Source organism: Planctomycetia bacterium, from assembly GCA_021413845.1.
Classification (GTDB): domain Bacteria; phylum Planctomycetota; class Planctomycetia; order Pirellulales; family PNKZ01; genus PNKZ01.
The window spans coordinates 171,466-188,637 of record JAIOPP010000006.1 but is presented as its reverse complement, the minus strand read 5'-3'; the positions used below and the strand labels follow the sequence as shown (position 1 = coordinate 188,637).

The window sequence follows — 17,172 nt, the reverse complement described above, 5'->3', positions numbered from 1 at the left end:
GCCGAATCTCGGCGTACGATGCGCGCGGCTCGGAAAATAGTTCGATTTTCCACCGATTTTCCGGGAACGATTCATCACGAACCTCCCTCTAAACTGCGCGAGCGGCGCTCTTTTTGAACGTCCCTCGCCGCTCTGGTAGGTTACCCGTTCGCCGACCGGCAGGCCCGGCAACGAACGACTATGAACCACCTCCATCACGGATCCGAATTCATGCACCGCATCGTCATCGCACTCGCCGTCGTCTGCCTGGGGGCTTCGACGGCGCAAGGAGCCACGCTGATTCATGCCGGCCGACTCATCGACGGACGCAACGACGAGCCGCGCTCCGAAGTCACGATCGTCGTCGCCGAGGGAAAGATCGTGCGCGTGGCCGACGGCTACTTGAAGCCCGAGCCGAGCGACAAGCTGATCGATCTGACCGACCACACGGTAATGCCTGGTCTGATGGATATGCATACGCATCTGCAATCGCAGCACTCGAAAGAAACGTATACCGAGCGCTTCTTTATGGAGCAGGCCGACTATGCCTTGCGCTCCACGGTTTACGCGCGAGCAACGCTGATGGCCGGGTTCACGACGGTGCGCGACCTCGGCGACAACGGCGTCAACTCGATCGCGCTGCGCAAAGCGATCGAGCAGAAATGGATTCCCGGCCCGAGGATCTTCACGGCGGGGAAGTCCCTCGCCACGACCGGAGGACATGCCGACCCGAGCAATGCCGTGCGCGGCGAGTATCGCCGCGATCCCGGTCCGCTCGAAGGGGTCGTGAACGGGGCCGACGATGCTCGCAAGGCCGTTCGTCAGCGCTACAAAGACGGCTCCGATCTGATCAAGCTGACTGCGACGGGGGGCGTGCTCAGCTTGGCCGCGAACGGGCTGAATCCGCAATTCACGGACGAAGAACTGCGAGCCGTCGTTGCGACGGCGCACGACTACGGCATGACCGTCGCCGTGCATGCCCACGGCAGCGAAGGAATGAAACGCGCGGTGCTCGCCGGCGTCGACTCGATCGAACATGGAACGTTCATGACCGACGAGATTATGACCTTGATGAAAGATCGCGGCACGTATTGGGTGCCGACGAACATGGCCGGCGAATGGGTGGCGAAGAAGGCCGAAGAGGCAGGCTACTTTCCGGAGATCGTGCGCCCGAAAGCCGCCGCGATCGGTCCGCAGATGGCCGCCACGTTCGCGAAGGGCTATGCCGCGGGAGTGAAGATCGCCTTCGGCACCGATTCCGGCGTGTCGCCGCACGGGGAAAATGCTCATGAATTCGAGCTCATGGTCGCCGGCGGCATGCCGCCGATGAAGGCCATTCAAGCGGCGACGATCGTCGCGGCGCGGCTGCTCAAGATCGACGACCGGCTCGGCTCGATCGAAGAAAAGAAACTTGCCGATCTCGTCGCTGTGAAGGGAAACCCACTGGCTGAGATCGGTCTGATGAAGTCCGTCGTGTTCGTCATGAAAGACGGGGTTGTGTTCAAAGGACCCTAGCTTCGAGTACCCAAGCCTCGAACACCCAAATACGCGGAACGAACGAGAACGGCCCGGCCGGGTTGGGCCGAGCGGCCTCGGAAATCGGCCGATGAAGCGTGATTTTCGAATCTAAAGAAGTTACTCAAGCCGAATCCCTGACTATTCTGTAATTCGGTCGTCGTCGATCCCTCGCCTGAAGGAACTGACTATGCGTCGGTTTGTAGCAGCCTTAGCAACTCTCCTCGCCTGTGCGTCGTATCACCCGTCTTACGCCGGAGAGATCGGGTTCATTGAAGATTTCGCGCTCGCGCCGGATCGAGCCGTGCCGCTCAAGCAACTCATTCCGGGCACGGAAGACTATTACTACTACCACGCTCTCCACTATTTGAATACCGAGCAGTTCGCGCAAGTCGGCGAGCTATTAACCGCCTGGGCCAAACGCAACGGCGAGACCGAACGAGTCCGAGAGATTCGGATGCGAATGGCGCTCTTAACGTACGACCGCAATCCGACCGAATCGTTGACATATCTCCGCACTCGACTCGGCTTGCAGTTCAATCATCAGAAAGAAATTTTAGGTCAAGAACCGAACTTGCCGACGGCGTTCGATGAGTCATCGATTTCGCGTGCCCGACTGTATGCGCAAGCCACGGCGAACAATAGCCATTTGAACGGCTTTGAGGATACGGCACTCGGCTGGCTCGTCGCCGAAAAGCTTTCGCCGGACCAACGTCGACAGCTCTTGCAACGTCTCGCTCGTCCCGACTATCCGAACTTGGTGCAGCTTGTCGTCGACGATTTGAACTATCGCGACTCGTCGGGCTTCGGCTCGTTCGGGATTCATCGACAACTGTTGCGCAGCCAATTGGACGAATGCCTCAAGCTCAAGCCGGACTTACTGAATCAGACCAACTTCGTGCAAACGTATCTCACGAAGTTGCAGCCCGCCCCGGACGACGACTGGCGGCACGATCCGAAGATCACGGAAGCGTACTTAGACCGGATGTGGGAATTTGCGCAGCGCTTGGCTCCGGTACACAACTCGTTGAAAGCGCATTTGCTTTATCAGCGGCTGGTGCTGGATCGGAAGCGCGGCAGCTACGATAAGGAGCGCTTCCTCGCCTTTTTGCAATTGCCGCGCAACGTCGTGTACGCGGCTCCGAAATTCCTGCAGCGCGAGGAGAGCCGCCGCTTTCTCGCCGACCTGAATGCCGATTACACCCCCTACACGTTGTTGCCGCCCATCGGGAACGACGAGGCTTTGGTGCGGAGTTATCTGGCGCACTTCTTCGTCGACGCCGCCGGCTACAAGGAGTTCGAGCTATACGTCGATGATCTTTATCTCAAGCACCTGTTCGCGGAAACGAAGATCGTGAACGGCTTGGGAGAGCCCGAGCAGTGGGCCTCGCTGCTGCCGCCCGAACGTTTTCAGCAGTTGAAGGAGCGCGTCGATATCGACTTCGCCTTCACGAACGCCACGGAGTTTTCCACCGACGATCCGGTAAGACTCGACCTGCATGTGAAGAACGTCGGAACGTTGATCGTGAAGGTATTCGAGCTGAACACACGGAATTACTATCGCAGCAACCTGCGCGAAGTCGACACCGATATCAACCTCGACGGCCTCGTCGCCAACGAAGAGACGACGTACGAATACAAGGACGCGCCGCTGCGACGAGTCGCGCGGAAGTTCGAGTTCCAAAAGCTCGACAAAAACGGCGTCTACGTCATCGACTTCATCGGCAACGGCCGGAGCAGTCGGGCCTTGGTGCGCAAAGGAAAGTTGCGGCACGTCGTCGCGACAGGCGCGGCAGGACAAGCCTTCTACGTGTTCGACGAACGGAATCAACCGCTCAAAGACGCGCGGCTGTGGCTCGGCGGACATGAATACGCCGCCGACAAAGAGGGCCGGATCACTGTCCCCTTCAGCACGGCACCGGGCCGCCAGCCGATCGTGCTGGAGCACGGCGAGTTCGCCGGCTTAGACTTCTTTCAACACGAAGCGGAGAACTATACGCTCGCGGCCGGCATCTACGTCGATCGGGAATCGCTACTGACGCGCAAGAAAGCCCAAGTGCTCGTTCGACCGGGCCTATTCATCAACGGCACACCGATCTCGCTCGACATTCTCGAAGAGGTGAAGCTGACGATCTCTTCCGTCGACCTCGACGGCGTGGCGACTTCGCAGGAGATTCCGAACTTTAAGTTGTTCGAAGATCGCGAGTCCATTCACGAATTTCAGGTTCCTGCGCGGCTCGCGAAGATCGACTTTTCGCTCACCGCGAAAGTGAAGAAGATGACGGCGGCGGGACAGAAAGCGGACCTGAGCGCGAGCGAGTCGTTTTCGTTGAACCAGATCGACCAGACGGAGAAGACCGAAGACCTGCATCTCATGAAGATCGGTAGCGAATATGTGGTCGAGTTGCTCGGCAGGACGGGCGAAACGAAAATCTCGCGACCCGTGCAGTTCGTGTTCAAGCATCGCGACTTCAAGAACAAGGTTTATGCTTCGCTGAAAACGGATCCCAGCGGTCGCATTCGACTCGGTGCGCTGAAGGATATCGAAAGCATTGCCGCGACCGGCCCGCAGCAAACGCCGCATTCGTGGATCCTAGGCGGCGATAAGCACACGTATCCCGGCACGTTGCACGGCCGAGTCGGCGACACGTTGACGTTGCCGTATCTGCCTCGCGACGGCGCCAAGGCCGTGACCCGCGAGGAAGTCTCGTTGCTTGAAACGCGCGGCGGTTCGTTCATCGGCGATCGATTCGAGAACGTCACGGTCGAAGGGGGCTTGCTGCAAATCCAAAAGCTCCCGGCCGGCGACTACGATCTGCTGCTCAAGTCGAGCGAAACGCACATCAAGATCCGCATCGTCGACGGCCCGCTGGCGGACGGCTACATCCTCGGAAAGCTACGGCAACTCGAGACGAAGCGGCTCAAGCCGATTCAGATCGAGAGCATCGACGCCGGCGCCGACAAGCTGACGATTCGTTTGCAGAACGTCTCGAAGTATGCCCGGGTGCATGTTTTCGGCGTGCGCTATTGGCCGGCGTATTCTTCCTTCGGGCATCTTGCGCGCGTGCGAGACGTAGAGCCGTATCTACTGTTGTCGGGTCGAAGCGAGTCCGTGTATCTGACCGGTCGCAACATCGGCGACGAGTATCGCTACATCATCGATCGTAAGTATGCGAAAAAATTTCCGGGCAATAGCTTGGATCGTCCTTCGCTGCTGCTGAACCCTTGGGCCGTGCGAGCGACGGAAACGGGCGAACAACTCGCGGCGGCGGGAGACGACTTCGGCGCAGTCGGCGCGAAACAGCAAAGCCGAGCCGAGCGGGAGCAGCTGCAGCAAGGGGGAGGGATAAGCGCCACCGGCAACTTCGCCGACTTGGATTTCCTCTCGCAAGCCGCGGCGGTGATGGTGAACCTGACGCCGGATAAGGACGGCGTCGTGACGATCGCACGCGAGGCCCTCGGCGCGCATCAGCAGTTGCACGTCGTGGCGGTCGATCCGCTGAACACGACGTATCGCAGCGTCGCCTTGCCCGAGATCGAAATGGACTTCATCGACCTCCGCCTGCTGAACGGGCTCGATCCGCAAGGGCACTTCACGCAGCAAAAACAAATCAGCATCGTGGCGGCCGGCGAGGCGTTCACGTTGGTCGATATTACTACGAGCAAATTCGAAGCTTACGATAGCTTGGCACGCGCTTATGGCCTATACGCCACGCTTTCCAAAGATCCACACCTGGTCGAATTCGGCTTCATCCAGACTTGGCCGAAGCTGAAGGCGGAAGAGAAGCGAGCACAGTATTCGAAGTATGCCTGTCACGAGTTGAACTACTTCCTCGCCGAGCGCGATCCGGAGTTCTTTACGCAGACGATCAAGCCGTATCTAGCGAACAAAAAAGACAAGACCTTCGTCGATCGCTTCTTGCTGGGCGAAGACCTTCGCAACTATCTGCAACCTTGGCAATACGGCCGGCTCAATGCGTTCGAGCGAGCGTTGCTGGCCCGGCGCATCGACGACGAACGGGCCGTCTCCGTTCGCTTTTTCAACGAAAAGTTGTCGCTGTCGCCGCCGAACATCGATCGCTTCATCCATCTGTTCGACACGGCCGTAAAAGGAAGCGCGCTGGAGTTGGACGATAAGCTCGGCCTCAAGCTCGCCGCGGCGACGGCGATGCCGGATTCGACGCTACGAGCCAATCGCAAACTTCAAGACGGCGCCGGCTTCGGCATGGCGCCTGCTGCCGCTGCGCCGCCGATGGCTAACGCCGCCCGCATGCCTAGTGCCCCTCCCGGCGAGGCTCAGAAGAAGTCGAGCGAACAAGCGGCGTCTAATATGGAAAAGGCGAAAGACGCCGTTGCCTTTAAGGAAGGACGATCTCGCGTGCTTGGCGACGCCAAAAGAGAAGCCGCCAATCAACTGAGCGAGAAAGCCGATAAAGCCGGCGATCAATATTATCGTCGTGGTGCGGCCGATCGCGATCAGCAGCGCCAGCTCTACGTGAAGCTCGATAAGACGATGGAATGGGCCGAGAACAATTACTATCACCTCACCATCGACAAGCAGGTGGCCGACCTCGTTCCGATCAATCCGTTTTGGCGCGACTATGCCGAACACGATCCGGCGAAGCCGTTCTATACGCGCAACCTCGCGGAAGCCTCCTCGAATTTCCCCGAAATGCTGACGGCTCTCGCAGCGATCGACTTGCCTTTCGAGGCCGGTAAACACGAAACGAAATTCGACGGCGTGAAGATGACGCTCACGCCCGGTAGCCCGATGATCGTGTATCACGAAGAGATCAAAGCGGCTAAGCCGGCGGCCAACCCGATTCCGATTTTGGTCAGTCAGAACTTCTATCGCTACGGCGATCGCCATCGTCAGGAAAACGGCGAACAGGTCGACAAATTCGTCACGGAGGAGTTCCTCGTCCACACGGTTTACGGCTGCCAAGTGGTCGTCACGAATCCAACCTCGGCGCGGCGGAAGCTGACGGTGTTGTTGCAGGTGCCGAAAGGTTCGATCCCCGTGCTGAACGGCCGCTCGACGCGCACCGTGCATTTGAACTTGGAGCCTTATCACACGCAGACGATCGACTACCACTTCTACTTCCCGGAGGCCGGCAAGTTCGAGCAATATCCGGCGCATGTGGCGTTGAACGAAGAGTTGGTGACGTTCGCGAAGCCGTTCACGTTCGAGGTCGTCGACAAGCCGACGAAGATCGATACGCAATCGTGGGAATACGTCTCGCAACAGGGTACCGATGAGGAAGTCCTAACGTTTCTCTCGAAGAACAACGTTCAATCGCTCAACCTCGAGAAGATCGCCTTCCGTATGCGAGACAAAGCGTTCTTCGAGGCGGCAACTAAGTTGCTCGCCGCGCGGCATGTTTATCAACAGACCCTGTGGTCTTATTCCTTGTTGCACGACGTAACGCCGGTGGCGCGCGAATTCCTGCAACACGTCAACCAAGTCGCGGCCGAGAGCGGCGGACGCATCAATAGCCCGCTCCTTACGCTCGATCCGGTGGCACGGCATTCCTATGAACATTTGGAATACAAGCCGCTCGTCAACGCGCGCGCCCATTCGCTCGGCAAACGACGGCAAATTCTGAACAACCGTTTCAGCGAACAATATCATCGTCTGCTCAAAGAGCTGAGTTACCAGCGACAACCGACCGACGACGACGAGCTGTCGGCGACCTATTACCTGCTGCTTCAAGATCGCGTCGAGGAAGCGTTGGTCGAGTTTCAGCGCGTGGACGTCGCGAAATTGGCGACTCGCATGCAGCACGATTACTTCAGCGCCTATCTTGCGTTCTACACCGATGAAACGGCGCGGGCTCGCAACATCGCCGAGAAGTACGCGGACTACCCGGTCGATCGTTGGAAGAATACCTTCGCGTCGATCCTTGCGCAGCTCGACGAAGCGGAAGGAAAATCGCCGACGACGATCGATGCCGAAGATCGCGCACAGCGGCAAACGGCGCTCGCCGCTACCGAGCCGAGCTTCGATTTCCAAGTCGAAGCGAAACAGTTGACGTTGAACTATCAGAACTTGAAATCCGTCACCGTCAGCTACTATTTGATGGACGTCGAGATGCTGTTCAGCCGCAATCCGTTCGTGCAGCAGTTCAGCGGCCAGTTCAGTTCGATTCGCCCGAACTTCTCGCAAACGGTCGAACTCAAGCCAGCCGGCAGCGAAAAGCAGACGGGCAATGAGAAGCAGGTCGGCTCGACGAAGATTGCGCTCCCCGAGTCGCTGCACAATAAGAACGTGCTCGTCGAAATCACAGGCGGCGGAGAGACGAAGTCGCAAGCGTACTATTCGCATTCGCTCGCGATCCAGGTCGTCGAGAGCTACGGCCAAGTTCGCGTGACCCATGCCGCGACCGGCAAACCGATCTCGAAAGCCTACGTCAAGGTCTATGCGCAACTGCAGAGCGGCGAGGTCCGCTTCTACAAGGACGGCTATACCGACATCCGGGGCCGGTTCGATTACGCCTCGCTCAATACGAACGAGTTGGATCAAGTTCGGAAGTTTTCGCTACTCATTCTGAGCGATGAAAGCGGGGCCGTCGTCCGAGAAACGGCTCCGCCCAAGCGGTAGACCTCGCGTTGGAAGGAACGCCGACGGCATAACGGGCCGGATCGTCCGCTAGGAATAAACCCTTGCTACTTGCCGGCAAGTGGACGATCATTCAGCTGCGCGCAAGCGCCGCCCGCCCGTTTCCCGCCTCATTCCTTATCGAGACTTCTTTCGGTCTCCCCTCCATGAAACACTTATTCAACTTTCTCCTCGTCGTCGCGATTTGCGCCGTAGCACGGCTTCAGGCCGCCGACGTTCTCAACCCGAACCATCCCGACCGCAACGTGCAGCCCGGTGTGCCGCAAGGAAAAGTTACGTCGGGCGTATTCGCGGAAAGCAGTATCTTTCCGGGCACGCGTCGCGACTACAGCGTTTACGTTCCTGCGCAATACAACGCCGATAAGCCCGCTAGTCTGATGGTGTTCATGGACGGCAACGGCTACGCGAAGGTCGACGGTTCGTTTCGCGTGCCCGTCGTGTTCGATAATCTGATCCACCAAAAAGCGATGCCCGTCACCATCGCCGTGTTCGTCAGCCCGGGCACCGTCGCCGCGACGAAGCCCGGCGCGAAAGACCGGAGCAATCGTTCGTTCGAATACGATTCGATGGGAGATCGCTATGCGAAGTTTCTCGTCGACGATTTCTTACCGGTGGCGCTCAAGAATCTCAACGTCTCCACGGATCCGAAGCAGCGCGCGGTGTGTGGGATATCGTCGGGCGGCATCTGCGCCTTCACCGCTGCTTGGGAAAAGCCTGAGCAGTTCGGCAAAGTGCTCAGCCACATCGGCAGCTTCACGAACATTCGCGGAGGTTGGGCCTATCCCGGTTTGATTCGCAAGACGAAAGCCGCTCCGAAACCGATCAAGATCTATCTTCAAGACGGCAAAGACGATCTCAACAACCTCTTCGGCAATTGGCCGTTGGCGAACGAAGACCTCGCCGCGGCCTTGCGCTTCGCCGGATACGAACATAAGTTCGTGATGACCGACGGCGGCCACAGCGGAACATGGGGCGGCGACCGACTTCCCGAGGCGCTGCGCTGGTTATGGTCCGAGCAAGCTTCTGCGGTAGTGCCGCCGACGCCGGCGCCGGCCGCTCCGAAGTGGCAACCGCATCCGGATGCCGTCGTGCGCGACGACGTGCCTCACGGCACCGTGGAATCGATGCCGGCTTGGGAATCCAAAGTCTTCCCCGGCACCACGCGCGATTGGGCCGTTTACGTTCCGGCTCAATATAAGAAAGAGCAGCCCGCGGCGCTGATGATCTTTCAAGACGGCCATAACTATCGCGACGAGAAGGGGCGCTGGCGCGTGCCCGTCGTGTTCGACAACCTGATCGCGCGAGGCGATATGCCGCCGACGATCGCCGTGTTCATCAATCCCGGCCACGATGCGTCGAAGGGAAAGCCGAAGAATCCGTGGAGCGTTTCCAACCGCAGTTTCGAATACGACGGCCTCGGCGACCGCTATGCGCGATTCCTGCTGGAAGAAATCATTCCCGAAGTCGAGAAACGCTACACGTTGTCGAAAGACCCTGAAATGCGGGCCATCTGCGGTGCGAGCTCCGGCGGCATCTGTTCGTTTACCGTTGCCTGGGAGCGGCCGGATGCTTTCCGCAAAGTCCTTTCCACGATCGGCAGCTTCACGAATATCCGTGGGGGCAATGTCTACCCGTCGTTGATTCGCAAGACCGATCCCAAGCCGCTGCGCGTGTACCTCGCCGATACCAGCGGTGACGTCGACAATGCCTTCGGCAGCTGGCCCTGGTCGAACAAACTGATGGCTTCCGCGCTGCAATACATGGGCTACGACACCCGATTCGATTGGGCCGAAGGATACTCGCACAGTAGCGATCACGGCGGCGCACTGTTTCCCGATGCCGTGAAGTGGCTCTGGCGTAAAGAGAAGCCTCAAGTCGTGGTGGACACCAAGGGAGATCTTAAAGGAGACATGACGTTGCTTCGTCTCCTCGCTCCCGGCCAAGCGTGGGAGCTCGTCGCCGAGAACTTAGGCTTCGCCGATGCTCCGCTGACCGATGCCCAAGGCAACTTCTATTTCTCCGACATGAAAGCTCCGGCGGTTTATCAGGTCGCCGCCGCCGACGGCAAGCGCACGGAACTCGTGAAGGAGTCGGTAAGCGGCTTGGAGTTCGGTCCCGACGGCTTGCTCTACGGTTGCCAAGGAGCGAAGAGTCGCGTGATCTCGATCGACCCGAAGTCCGGCGTTGTCAAAGAGGTCGCCACGAACGTAACGCCGAACGACTTGGCGGCGACGGCCGATGGGTTTCTCTACATCACGGAAACGAAGCAACAACGCGTGACCCGCATCAACCTCAAGACCGGCGAAGCGACTCCCGTCGACACGGGCATCGCTCGCCCCAACGGCATTACGCTTTCCAACGATGGAGGAACGCTCGCGGTTTCCGATTCGGGCAGCGAGAACGTTTGGACCTTCCGCGTGAATACAGACGGCGCGCTCGATGCGAAGATGCCGACCATGACGATGCGCCTCCCGATCGACCCGCAGGGAGAGTTCAAACATAACGAACCTCCGCCGTACCAAGCCGCGTCGCGCGGCGACGGGATGGCCGTCGACAAATCGGGCCGCTACTACGTTACGTCGGCCGTCGGCGTGCAGGTCTTCGATCCGACAGGTCGCGAGTGCGGGGTGCTTCCGAAACCGAACGAAGCGATGCCTCTGACGAGTTGCGTCCTCGCCGGACCGAACCACGAATATCTGTATGTGACCAATGGCGACAAAGTGTTCCGCCGTAAGCTCAAGGTGGATTAAAACGGCCGTAGCGCGTCCCCCTCGACCGACGACTTTCGGAGACATTTTCGAGCAAAATTTTTCGGGCATGGCTAATCGCCGGGCGAATAAGACAATACATCGGTAGGAACCGGCATAACTCCATTTCCGGGCCACCTTTACGAATCGCGATCCTCCGCCCGATATTCGCTGCATGGACGTCGACAAGCACCGACAATTCGCCGAGCGCGTGGTGCGAACCCAGCAGCGCGTGTTTCGCTATCTGGTGTCGTTGGTGCCTAATCGGGCCGACGCCGAGGAGTTGTTTCAGCAGACCTGCCTGACCTTGTGGGAGAATTGGGAACGCTACGATCCGGCTCTCGATTTTCTTCCCTGGGCCTGCGGCATCGCGCACAACCACGTCCGAAACTTCCACCGCAAGCGACAGAACACGCAGGTGCAACTCGAGCTGGATGTCGTCGATATGCTCGCCGCGCGCAGTTGCGAGTTGCGTCGCACCGACGACGACAAGCTTGCGGCGCTGCGACAATGCCTCGCTCAGTTGAACGACCCGAATCGACTGCTCATCGAAGGCTATTACGGCGGCAAGACGGTGCCCGAGATCGCGGCTCAGCGGTCGGCGACACCCAACGCCGTCTACAAGCTTTTGCATCGCATTCGCGAGACGTTGCACGATTGCGTCTCGATGCGTCTCGCGAGAGGAATAGGCTAATGACCGACCTCGAACGATTGCGGCAGCTCGCAGATCGAAACGCCGACGGCACGGCCGCCACTGCCGAGGCGGCGGAGTTGTCGGCTTTATTACGCAACCGCCCCGACCTGCAAGACGCATATCTCGGCTATCTCGATACGCATGCGCTGTTGTGTTGGGAATTTCGCAACGGCGCGGAGCAAGCGGTCGCTGATTCGACAGCGCCGTCGCGAGCGGTTGCGGCACCGAAATCGAAAGTCGCCGCATGGTTGCCTTGGAGCATGGCTGCCGCTGCGACCGTGGTTGCGGTCGCGGCATTGTTGCGACCCTTCGAACTAGCCGAGGCCGAAACTTCGCTCGCCCCACCGCCGAGTACCATTGCCACGAACGCCGCGAGCTCGAACGCGATCGTGGCGCTGTTGGTCGACGAGGCAGGTGCGGAATTCGCCGCGGGGCGCGCGCCGCAAGGAGTTCGTGTCGGTCCCGGCGAATATGAATTGCTCAAAGGGGTCGTCCATTTGCGGTTTGCCGAAGGGGCCGACCTCGTGCTCGCCGGCCCGGCCCGGTTGGCCGTGACCGACTCGCTTCACGTACGCCTGGATTTCGGCAAGGTTCGGGTCATCGCTCCGCCGACGGCGAAAGGCTTTACGATCGGCACGCCGACCGCCGACTACGTCGACCTCGGGACCGAATTCGGTTTGCGAGTCGAGCAAGACGGAGCCAGCGATCTCTATGTGTTCGACGGCCGAGTCAATATCGCCGAGCCTCGGTCGGGCCGGGTTCTCGCCGAGGTCGTCGAAGGAAAGTCGTCGCGATGCGTGCTCGGCGGCTTGGTCGGTCCGGCTCCGGAGATGAAGGAGAGCGACTTTCCGAATCCCGGCGCTATCGGTTTCGTCCGTTGGCAAGAATACGAACGACGCATGAGCGACGACCGTGAACTGCTGGCCTTCTTTCCTTTCCGTCGCACGACGGACGACTCTCTCCTGACGAATTCGCAGAGCAATCACGCCATGAGCGATGGCCGGATCGTCGGAGCGCGTTGGACCTTGGGACGCTGGCCCGGGAAGGAAGCCTTGCTCTTCGAGCGCAATTCCGATTTCGTCCAACTGGAAGTTCCCGGCGAGCATCGAGAGCTGACGATCGCCGTCTGGCTCAAGCTCGACCGCTTGGATTTCGAGCTCAACACGATCTTGAATTCCGATCGTTCGGATCGAGGCGACGTTCACTTTCAATTGACGCGGCAAGGCTTGCCGCGCGGTGGACTGCTCGGTCATCCGGTGTACGATCATTTCGTCGGCAATCCCGTACCGGTCGGCAAATGGGCACATGTCGCGATGGCGATTTCCGTCGATGCTCGGACGCAGCGGATCTACGTGAACGGAAAGTTGGCTCGCGATCGACCCTTTCTCGGCAACGACGTGATTCGCCCGGGAAGTTGTCGCCTCGGCAATTGGCTGCCGGGAGAAAATTGGGCCGATTCGGTTCGCGCGCTGCGGGGCCGTGTCGATGAAGTCGCGATTTGGAGTCGAGCGCTGTCGGAAGACGAATTGAAACATCTGGTCGAAGCCGGTCGGCCGGAGTTGTTCTGGAATGAGGAATCGCCTGTCGTTGCGGCACATCGGTGACGCGTTCACTTATAAGGAAACGAGATCATGCACTTTTCGCTTTCGAATCAAGCCGCTCCCAATCATCGCGGCTGCGCCGATTTTCGCCGCGTCTCGCGACGCCAGGCCATGCAGGTCGGGGTGTTCGGGGCACTCGGTTTGACGCTGAGCGACCTGTTGCGATTGGAAGCCGCGGAACCAGCCGGTTCGGGTGCGTTTACGCAAGCGGCGGGCTCGCAAAAGAAGTCGTCGGCGAAAGCACTCAGCGTCATCCAACTCAACTTGGGAGGCGGTTTTCCTCACCATGAATCGTTCGACCCTAAGCCGGAAGCGCCGGCCGAGTATCGCGGCCCGTTCGGTGTCGTGAAGACGAAGGGAGGCGAAATCTTTAGTGACAAGTTTCCGAAGACGTCGGCCATCGCCGATCGACTGACCGTGGTCCGCAGCGTCGTCGGTCGGATTCCCGATCATGCGCTGGCGACCTATCATCTGTTTACCGGTTACACGCCGACGACCGTGATCGACTACCCGCAAATGGCCTCGATCGTTTCGCACGAGCTCGGCCCGCGCGGCGAACTGCCTCCGTATATCGCGATTCCCAGTAAAGGCCCTTTCGACGGCGGAACCGGTTTTCTCAGCAGCACGTTTGGTCCGTTCGAAATCAATGCCGACGCGGCACAGCCGAAGTTCAAGGTGCGCGACTTCTCGACCGGCGGTCTCGCTCCCGAACGATTTCAGCGCCGTTTGGGTGCGCGCGACATCGTGCAGGGACGTCTGCGCGACTTAGAAGCCGATGCCACGACGTTGGACACGATGGACGGCTTCTACAAGCAGGCCTGTACTCTGCTCACCTCCGAGGCCGCGCAGAAAGCGTTCACGCTCGATGGGGAAACGGAAGAAACCTTCCAGCTCTACGGTCGCGACGTTCCCGGCCTCATCGGGCCGGATTTGCGATATCACCCGAAGGGCTTGGCTCAGCGCTTGATCTTGGCGCGGCGCTTAGTCGAAGCCGGCACGCGGTTCGTCACGTTGAGCTACGGTGGTTGGGATTCGCACGTCGATCTCACAAAGAACTGTTTGGATCAGATGCCCGCACTGGATCATGCGATTGCCGGGCTGATCGAAGATCTTGATCGCCGCGGCATGCTCGACACGACCCTCTTCTGGCTGACCTCGGAATTCGGACGAACCCCGAAGATCAACCAAACCAGCGGCCGCGACCACTGGGCGCGCTGCTACTCGATGTTGCTTGCCGGCGGCGGCTTCACGCGCGGCCAGATCTACGGCGCCAGCGATTCGACGGGCGCCGAACCGGCCCGTGATGCGGTGCCGCTCGAAGATCTGATGTTCACGATCTATCACCAGCTAGGCATCGATGCCGACAAAGAACTCGTCGCTTTCGGCACGCGGCCTATCGAAATCATCAAGGACGGAAAATTGGTGAAAGGTTTGTTGGCATGATGTTTCTCGATCGAACTCTCGGCCTTACTTCCTTGCCCTCGAGGCTGCGCATGCTCTCACTACGTCGAATATTTCTCGTGTCGGCACTCGTCGCCTCGGCGAACGCTGCGAGCGCGCAACGGATTCATCAGATCGAGTCGGTGCTGCCGCGCGTAGCGCAGCGCGGCACCTCGCTCGACGTCGTGATACGAGGCGTGCAACTCGTCGAGCCGCGCGAGATCATATTCTACCGGCCGGGCATCCGCTGTACGGCGATCGGTCCGGTCACGGAGATTCTCAGCGATAAGGGCTTGCCGGTGAAGTTCGGCCTCGCGCATGGCGGGCGCATCGACGAAGAAATTCGTTGTCGATTCGAGATTGCGCTGGATGCTCCGTTAGGCGAGCACCCGTTTCATCTTTGCCGCGCGACCTCGATCACGATGATCGGCAGCATCCATGTGACGCCGTTTCCCGTCGTCGATGAAATGGAGCGCGGCTTGAACTCTAACGACACACGCGAAAAAGCGATCGACATCGTCCCGAACGTGACGGTGCGCGGCGGCATCAAGCAGCAGGCCGTCCCGGATGTCGACCTGTATCGCGTGGCGGTGAAGGCCGGCCAGCGGATCGCGGTCGAAGTCGACGTGGTTCGCATTACCGACACGCGGATCGGCGCTTCGGAAGTCGACATGGCGGTGCGCATCTTAGACGAATCCGGAGTCGAGCTCGGTGCCGCCGACGACAGCGCTTTGCATACTCAAGATCCTATTCTCGCGGTGAAGATTCCGCGCGACGGCTTCGTCTTCATCGAGGTCAAGCAGTCGACTTATACTCCGATCACGGCTCCGGCGTTTTCTTTCGGCGGTATTCAATACAGCCTGCATGTCGGCACGAACCGCAGGCCCTTGGCCGCGTATCCGCCCGGTGGACCGATCGGCAGTCATTTCGTCGTGAAGTTCTTGGGCGATCCCTTAGGCGAGCACGCCACGGCCGTTACGATGGCTGCCGAGCCCGGCACGTTCGAGTCCTTCGCCGATGCTCCCTCGGCGTTGCCGCTGCGCGCGAGCCCGTATCCGAACGTGCTGGAAGCGGTGCCGACGCCTGCTCAGCTTCAAGCCCGAGCGAAGCTTCCTCCCTCGGCTCGGGCCACCCGTGTCGAGCAGCTTCCCACGGCCCTCAACGGCATCATCGCCGAGCCCGGCGAGCTCGACTCGTTTCGTCTGTCGGTGAAGAAGGGGAGCCGATGGCGCGTTCGCGCGTTTGCTTCGGCTTTGGGTTCGCCGCTCGATCCGGTCGTGCGCCTTCGTCCGATCGAGGCGGATGGAAGCCTAGGCCCGGTCGAACTCGAAGGAGACGATTCCACGCCGCAAGAGCGCGATATCTTCGGCCACTATCCGCGCAGCGGCGGCGGCTTCAAAGACGTGCTCGATCCTTCCCTCATTTGGGCTCCGAAAGCCGACGGCGATTACGTGCTCGAAATCACCGATACGGCCGGCGGCGGCTCGCCGGTCTCGGTCTATCGCGTCGAAATCGAACCCGCTTCCGACGGCTTGGCTTGTGTCCTATTTTGGCAAGGTACGCAAGCCCATCAAGGCAGCAACCAAGGGTTGTCCATTCGCGTCGAAGGGATGCAGGGGAATACTTACGCCGGCGAGATCGAGATCGTCGCGCACGGACTTCCGGAGGGGGTCAAGTTCGTGTGTCCGCGAATTCCGAAGGGAACTCCGCTACCGATCTTCGAATGGCCGATGCAATTGGTAACCACGGCCGCCGCGCCTCTCGGCTCGGCGTTGATCTCGCTCGAAGCGCGAGCCGTGGATGGCTCGCAAACAGTACGCAGCGAGTTTCAATCCAAAGCTCCATTCATCTATCAAGTCGGCGGCGATTCGTTTCACTTAATTCAACTGCAACAGGTGGCTTTCGCCGTAAACGATCCGGCTCCGTTCTCGATCGAAGTTCCACCTCCGACGACGGCGCTCGTCAGAAACGGCGAACTCGCGGTGCCGGTGAAAATCCGCCGCCGCAACGGTTTTACGGAGCCGATCACGCTCGACTTCTTATGGCTTCCCACCGGCGTCGGCAAGGAAGCGGCCCTGACCATTCCCGATGGTCAAAGCGAAGCGGTGTTGAAAATGAGCGCCGCGAGCAACGCCAAGCTCGGCGATTGGGCTTTGTCCGTCAAAGCTTCCGCGGTGTTGGATCCGAAGCGAGCGGGCGTCACCATCACCTCCGACTTCGTAACTCTGACCGTCGCGGAGTCGTTCGTCGAACTCGCGGCTCAGCCCGACAGCCTGCGGCGCGGCGAACGCAAACGCTACGTCTGGACCGTGAAATCGAAGAACCCGTTTGATGGCTCGGCGACGGCAAAGCTGCTCGGCCTGCCGAAAGGGGTGACCCAGATCGGCACGCCGCCGACACTCACGAAAGAGACCGCTGAAATCGCGTTCGAGATCGAAGCGACCGACGAAGCGTTGTTGGGCCCCATCGCCGGCGTCTCGTGCGAAGTGGTGCTTCAAGCCGGCGGCCAGGAGATTCACCAACGCTCCGGTAGCGCCACATTGCGTATCGATCCGAAACTCTAAGACTTCCAGCTCT

7 protein-coding genes are annotated in these 17,172 nt (G+C 59.7%); all 7 read left to right on the top strand.

Features of this window, described 5'->3' with window-relative positions; genetic code table 11:
* The first annotated feature begins 210 nt into the window (after positions 1-210).
* The 7 genes from K8U03_01210 to K8U03_01180 all read left to right on the top strand — a co-directional run bounded on the left by K8U03_01210 (position 211) and on the right by K8U03_01180 (position 17,159).
* Positions 211-1,494, top strand: a complete 1,284-nt coding sequence (locus K8U03_01210; GenBank protein ID MCE9603501.1) for an amidohydrolase family protein — start codon at positions 211-213, stop codon at positions 1,492-1,494.
* A gap of 190 nt (positions 1,495-1,684) precedes the next feature.
* A complete protein-coding gene (locus K8U03_01205) occupies positions 1,685-8,095 on the top strand; it encodes a hypothetical protein (GenBank protein ID MCE9603500.1) in 6,411 nt (2,136 codons plus the stop codon).
* Between the two features lie 164 nt (positions 8,096-8,259).
* Entirely contained in the window at positions 8,260-10,863 is a 2,604-nt protein-coding gene (locus K8U03_01200; protein MCE9603499.1) for an SMP-30/gluconolactonase/LRE family protein, read from the top strand.
* Between the two features lie 172 nt (positions 10,864-11,035).
* On the top strand, positions 11,036-11,554 hold the full coding sequence (locus K8U03_01195) for a sigma-70 family RNA polymerase sigma factor (GenBank protein ID MCE9603498.1): 519 nt from the start codon (positions 11,036-11,038) through the stop codon (positions 11,552-11,554).
* On the top strand, positions 11,554-13,158 hold the full coding sequence (locus K8U03_01190) for a FecR domain-containing protein (protein MCE9603497.1): 1,605 nt from the start codon (positions 11,554-11,556) through the stop codon (positions 13,156-13,158). Before K8U03_01195 ends, K8U03_01190 begins: the two co-directional genes overlap by 1 nt.
* 27 nt (positions 13,159-13,185) lie before the next feature.
* Positions 13,186-14,598 carry a DUF1501 domain-containing protein gene (locus tag K8U03_01185; protein ID MCE9603496.1) on the top strand — a complete coding sequence of 471 codons (1,413 nt, stop codon included), beginning with the start codon at positions 13,186-13,188 and terminating at the stop codon, positions 14,596-14,598.
* Positions 14,599-14,648: 50 nt separating this feature from the next.
* Positions 14,649-17,159: a PPC domain-containing protein gene (locus K8U03_01180; GenBank protein ID MCE9603495.1), complete on the top strand. Its 2,511-nt coding sequence runs from the start codon at positions 14,649-14,651 to the stop codon at positions 17,157-17,159.
* Positions 17,160-17,172: the final 13 nt, after the last annotated feature.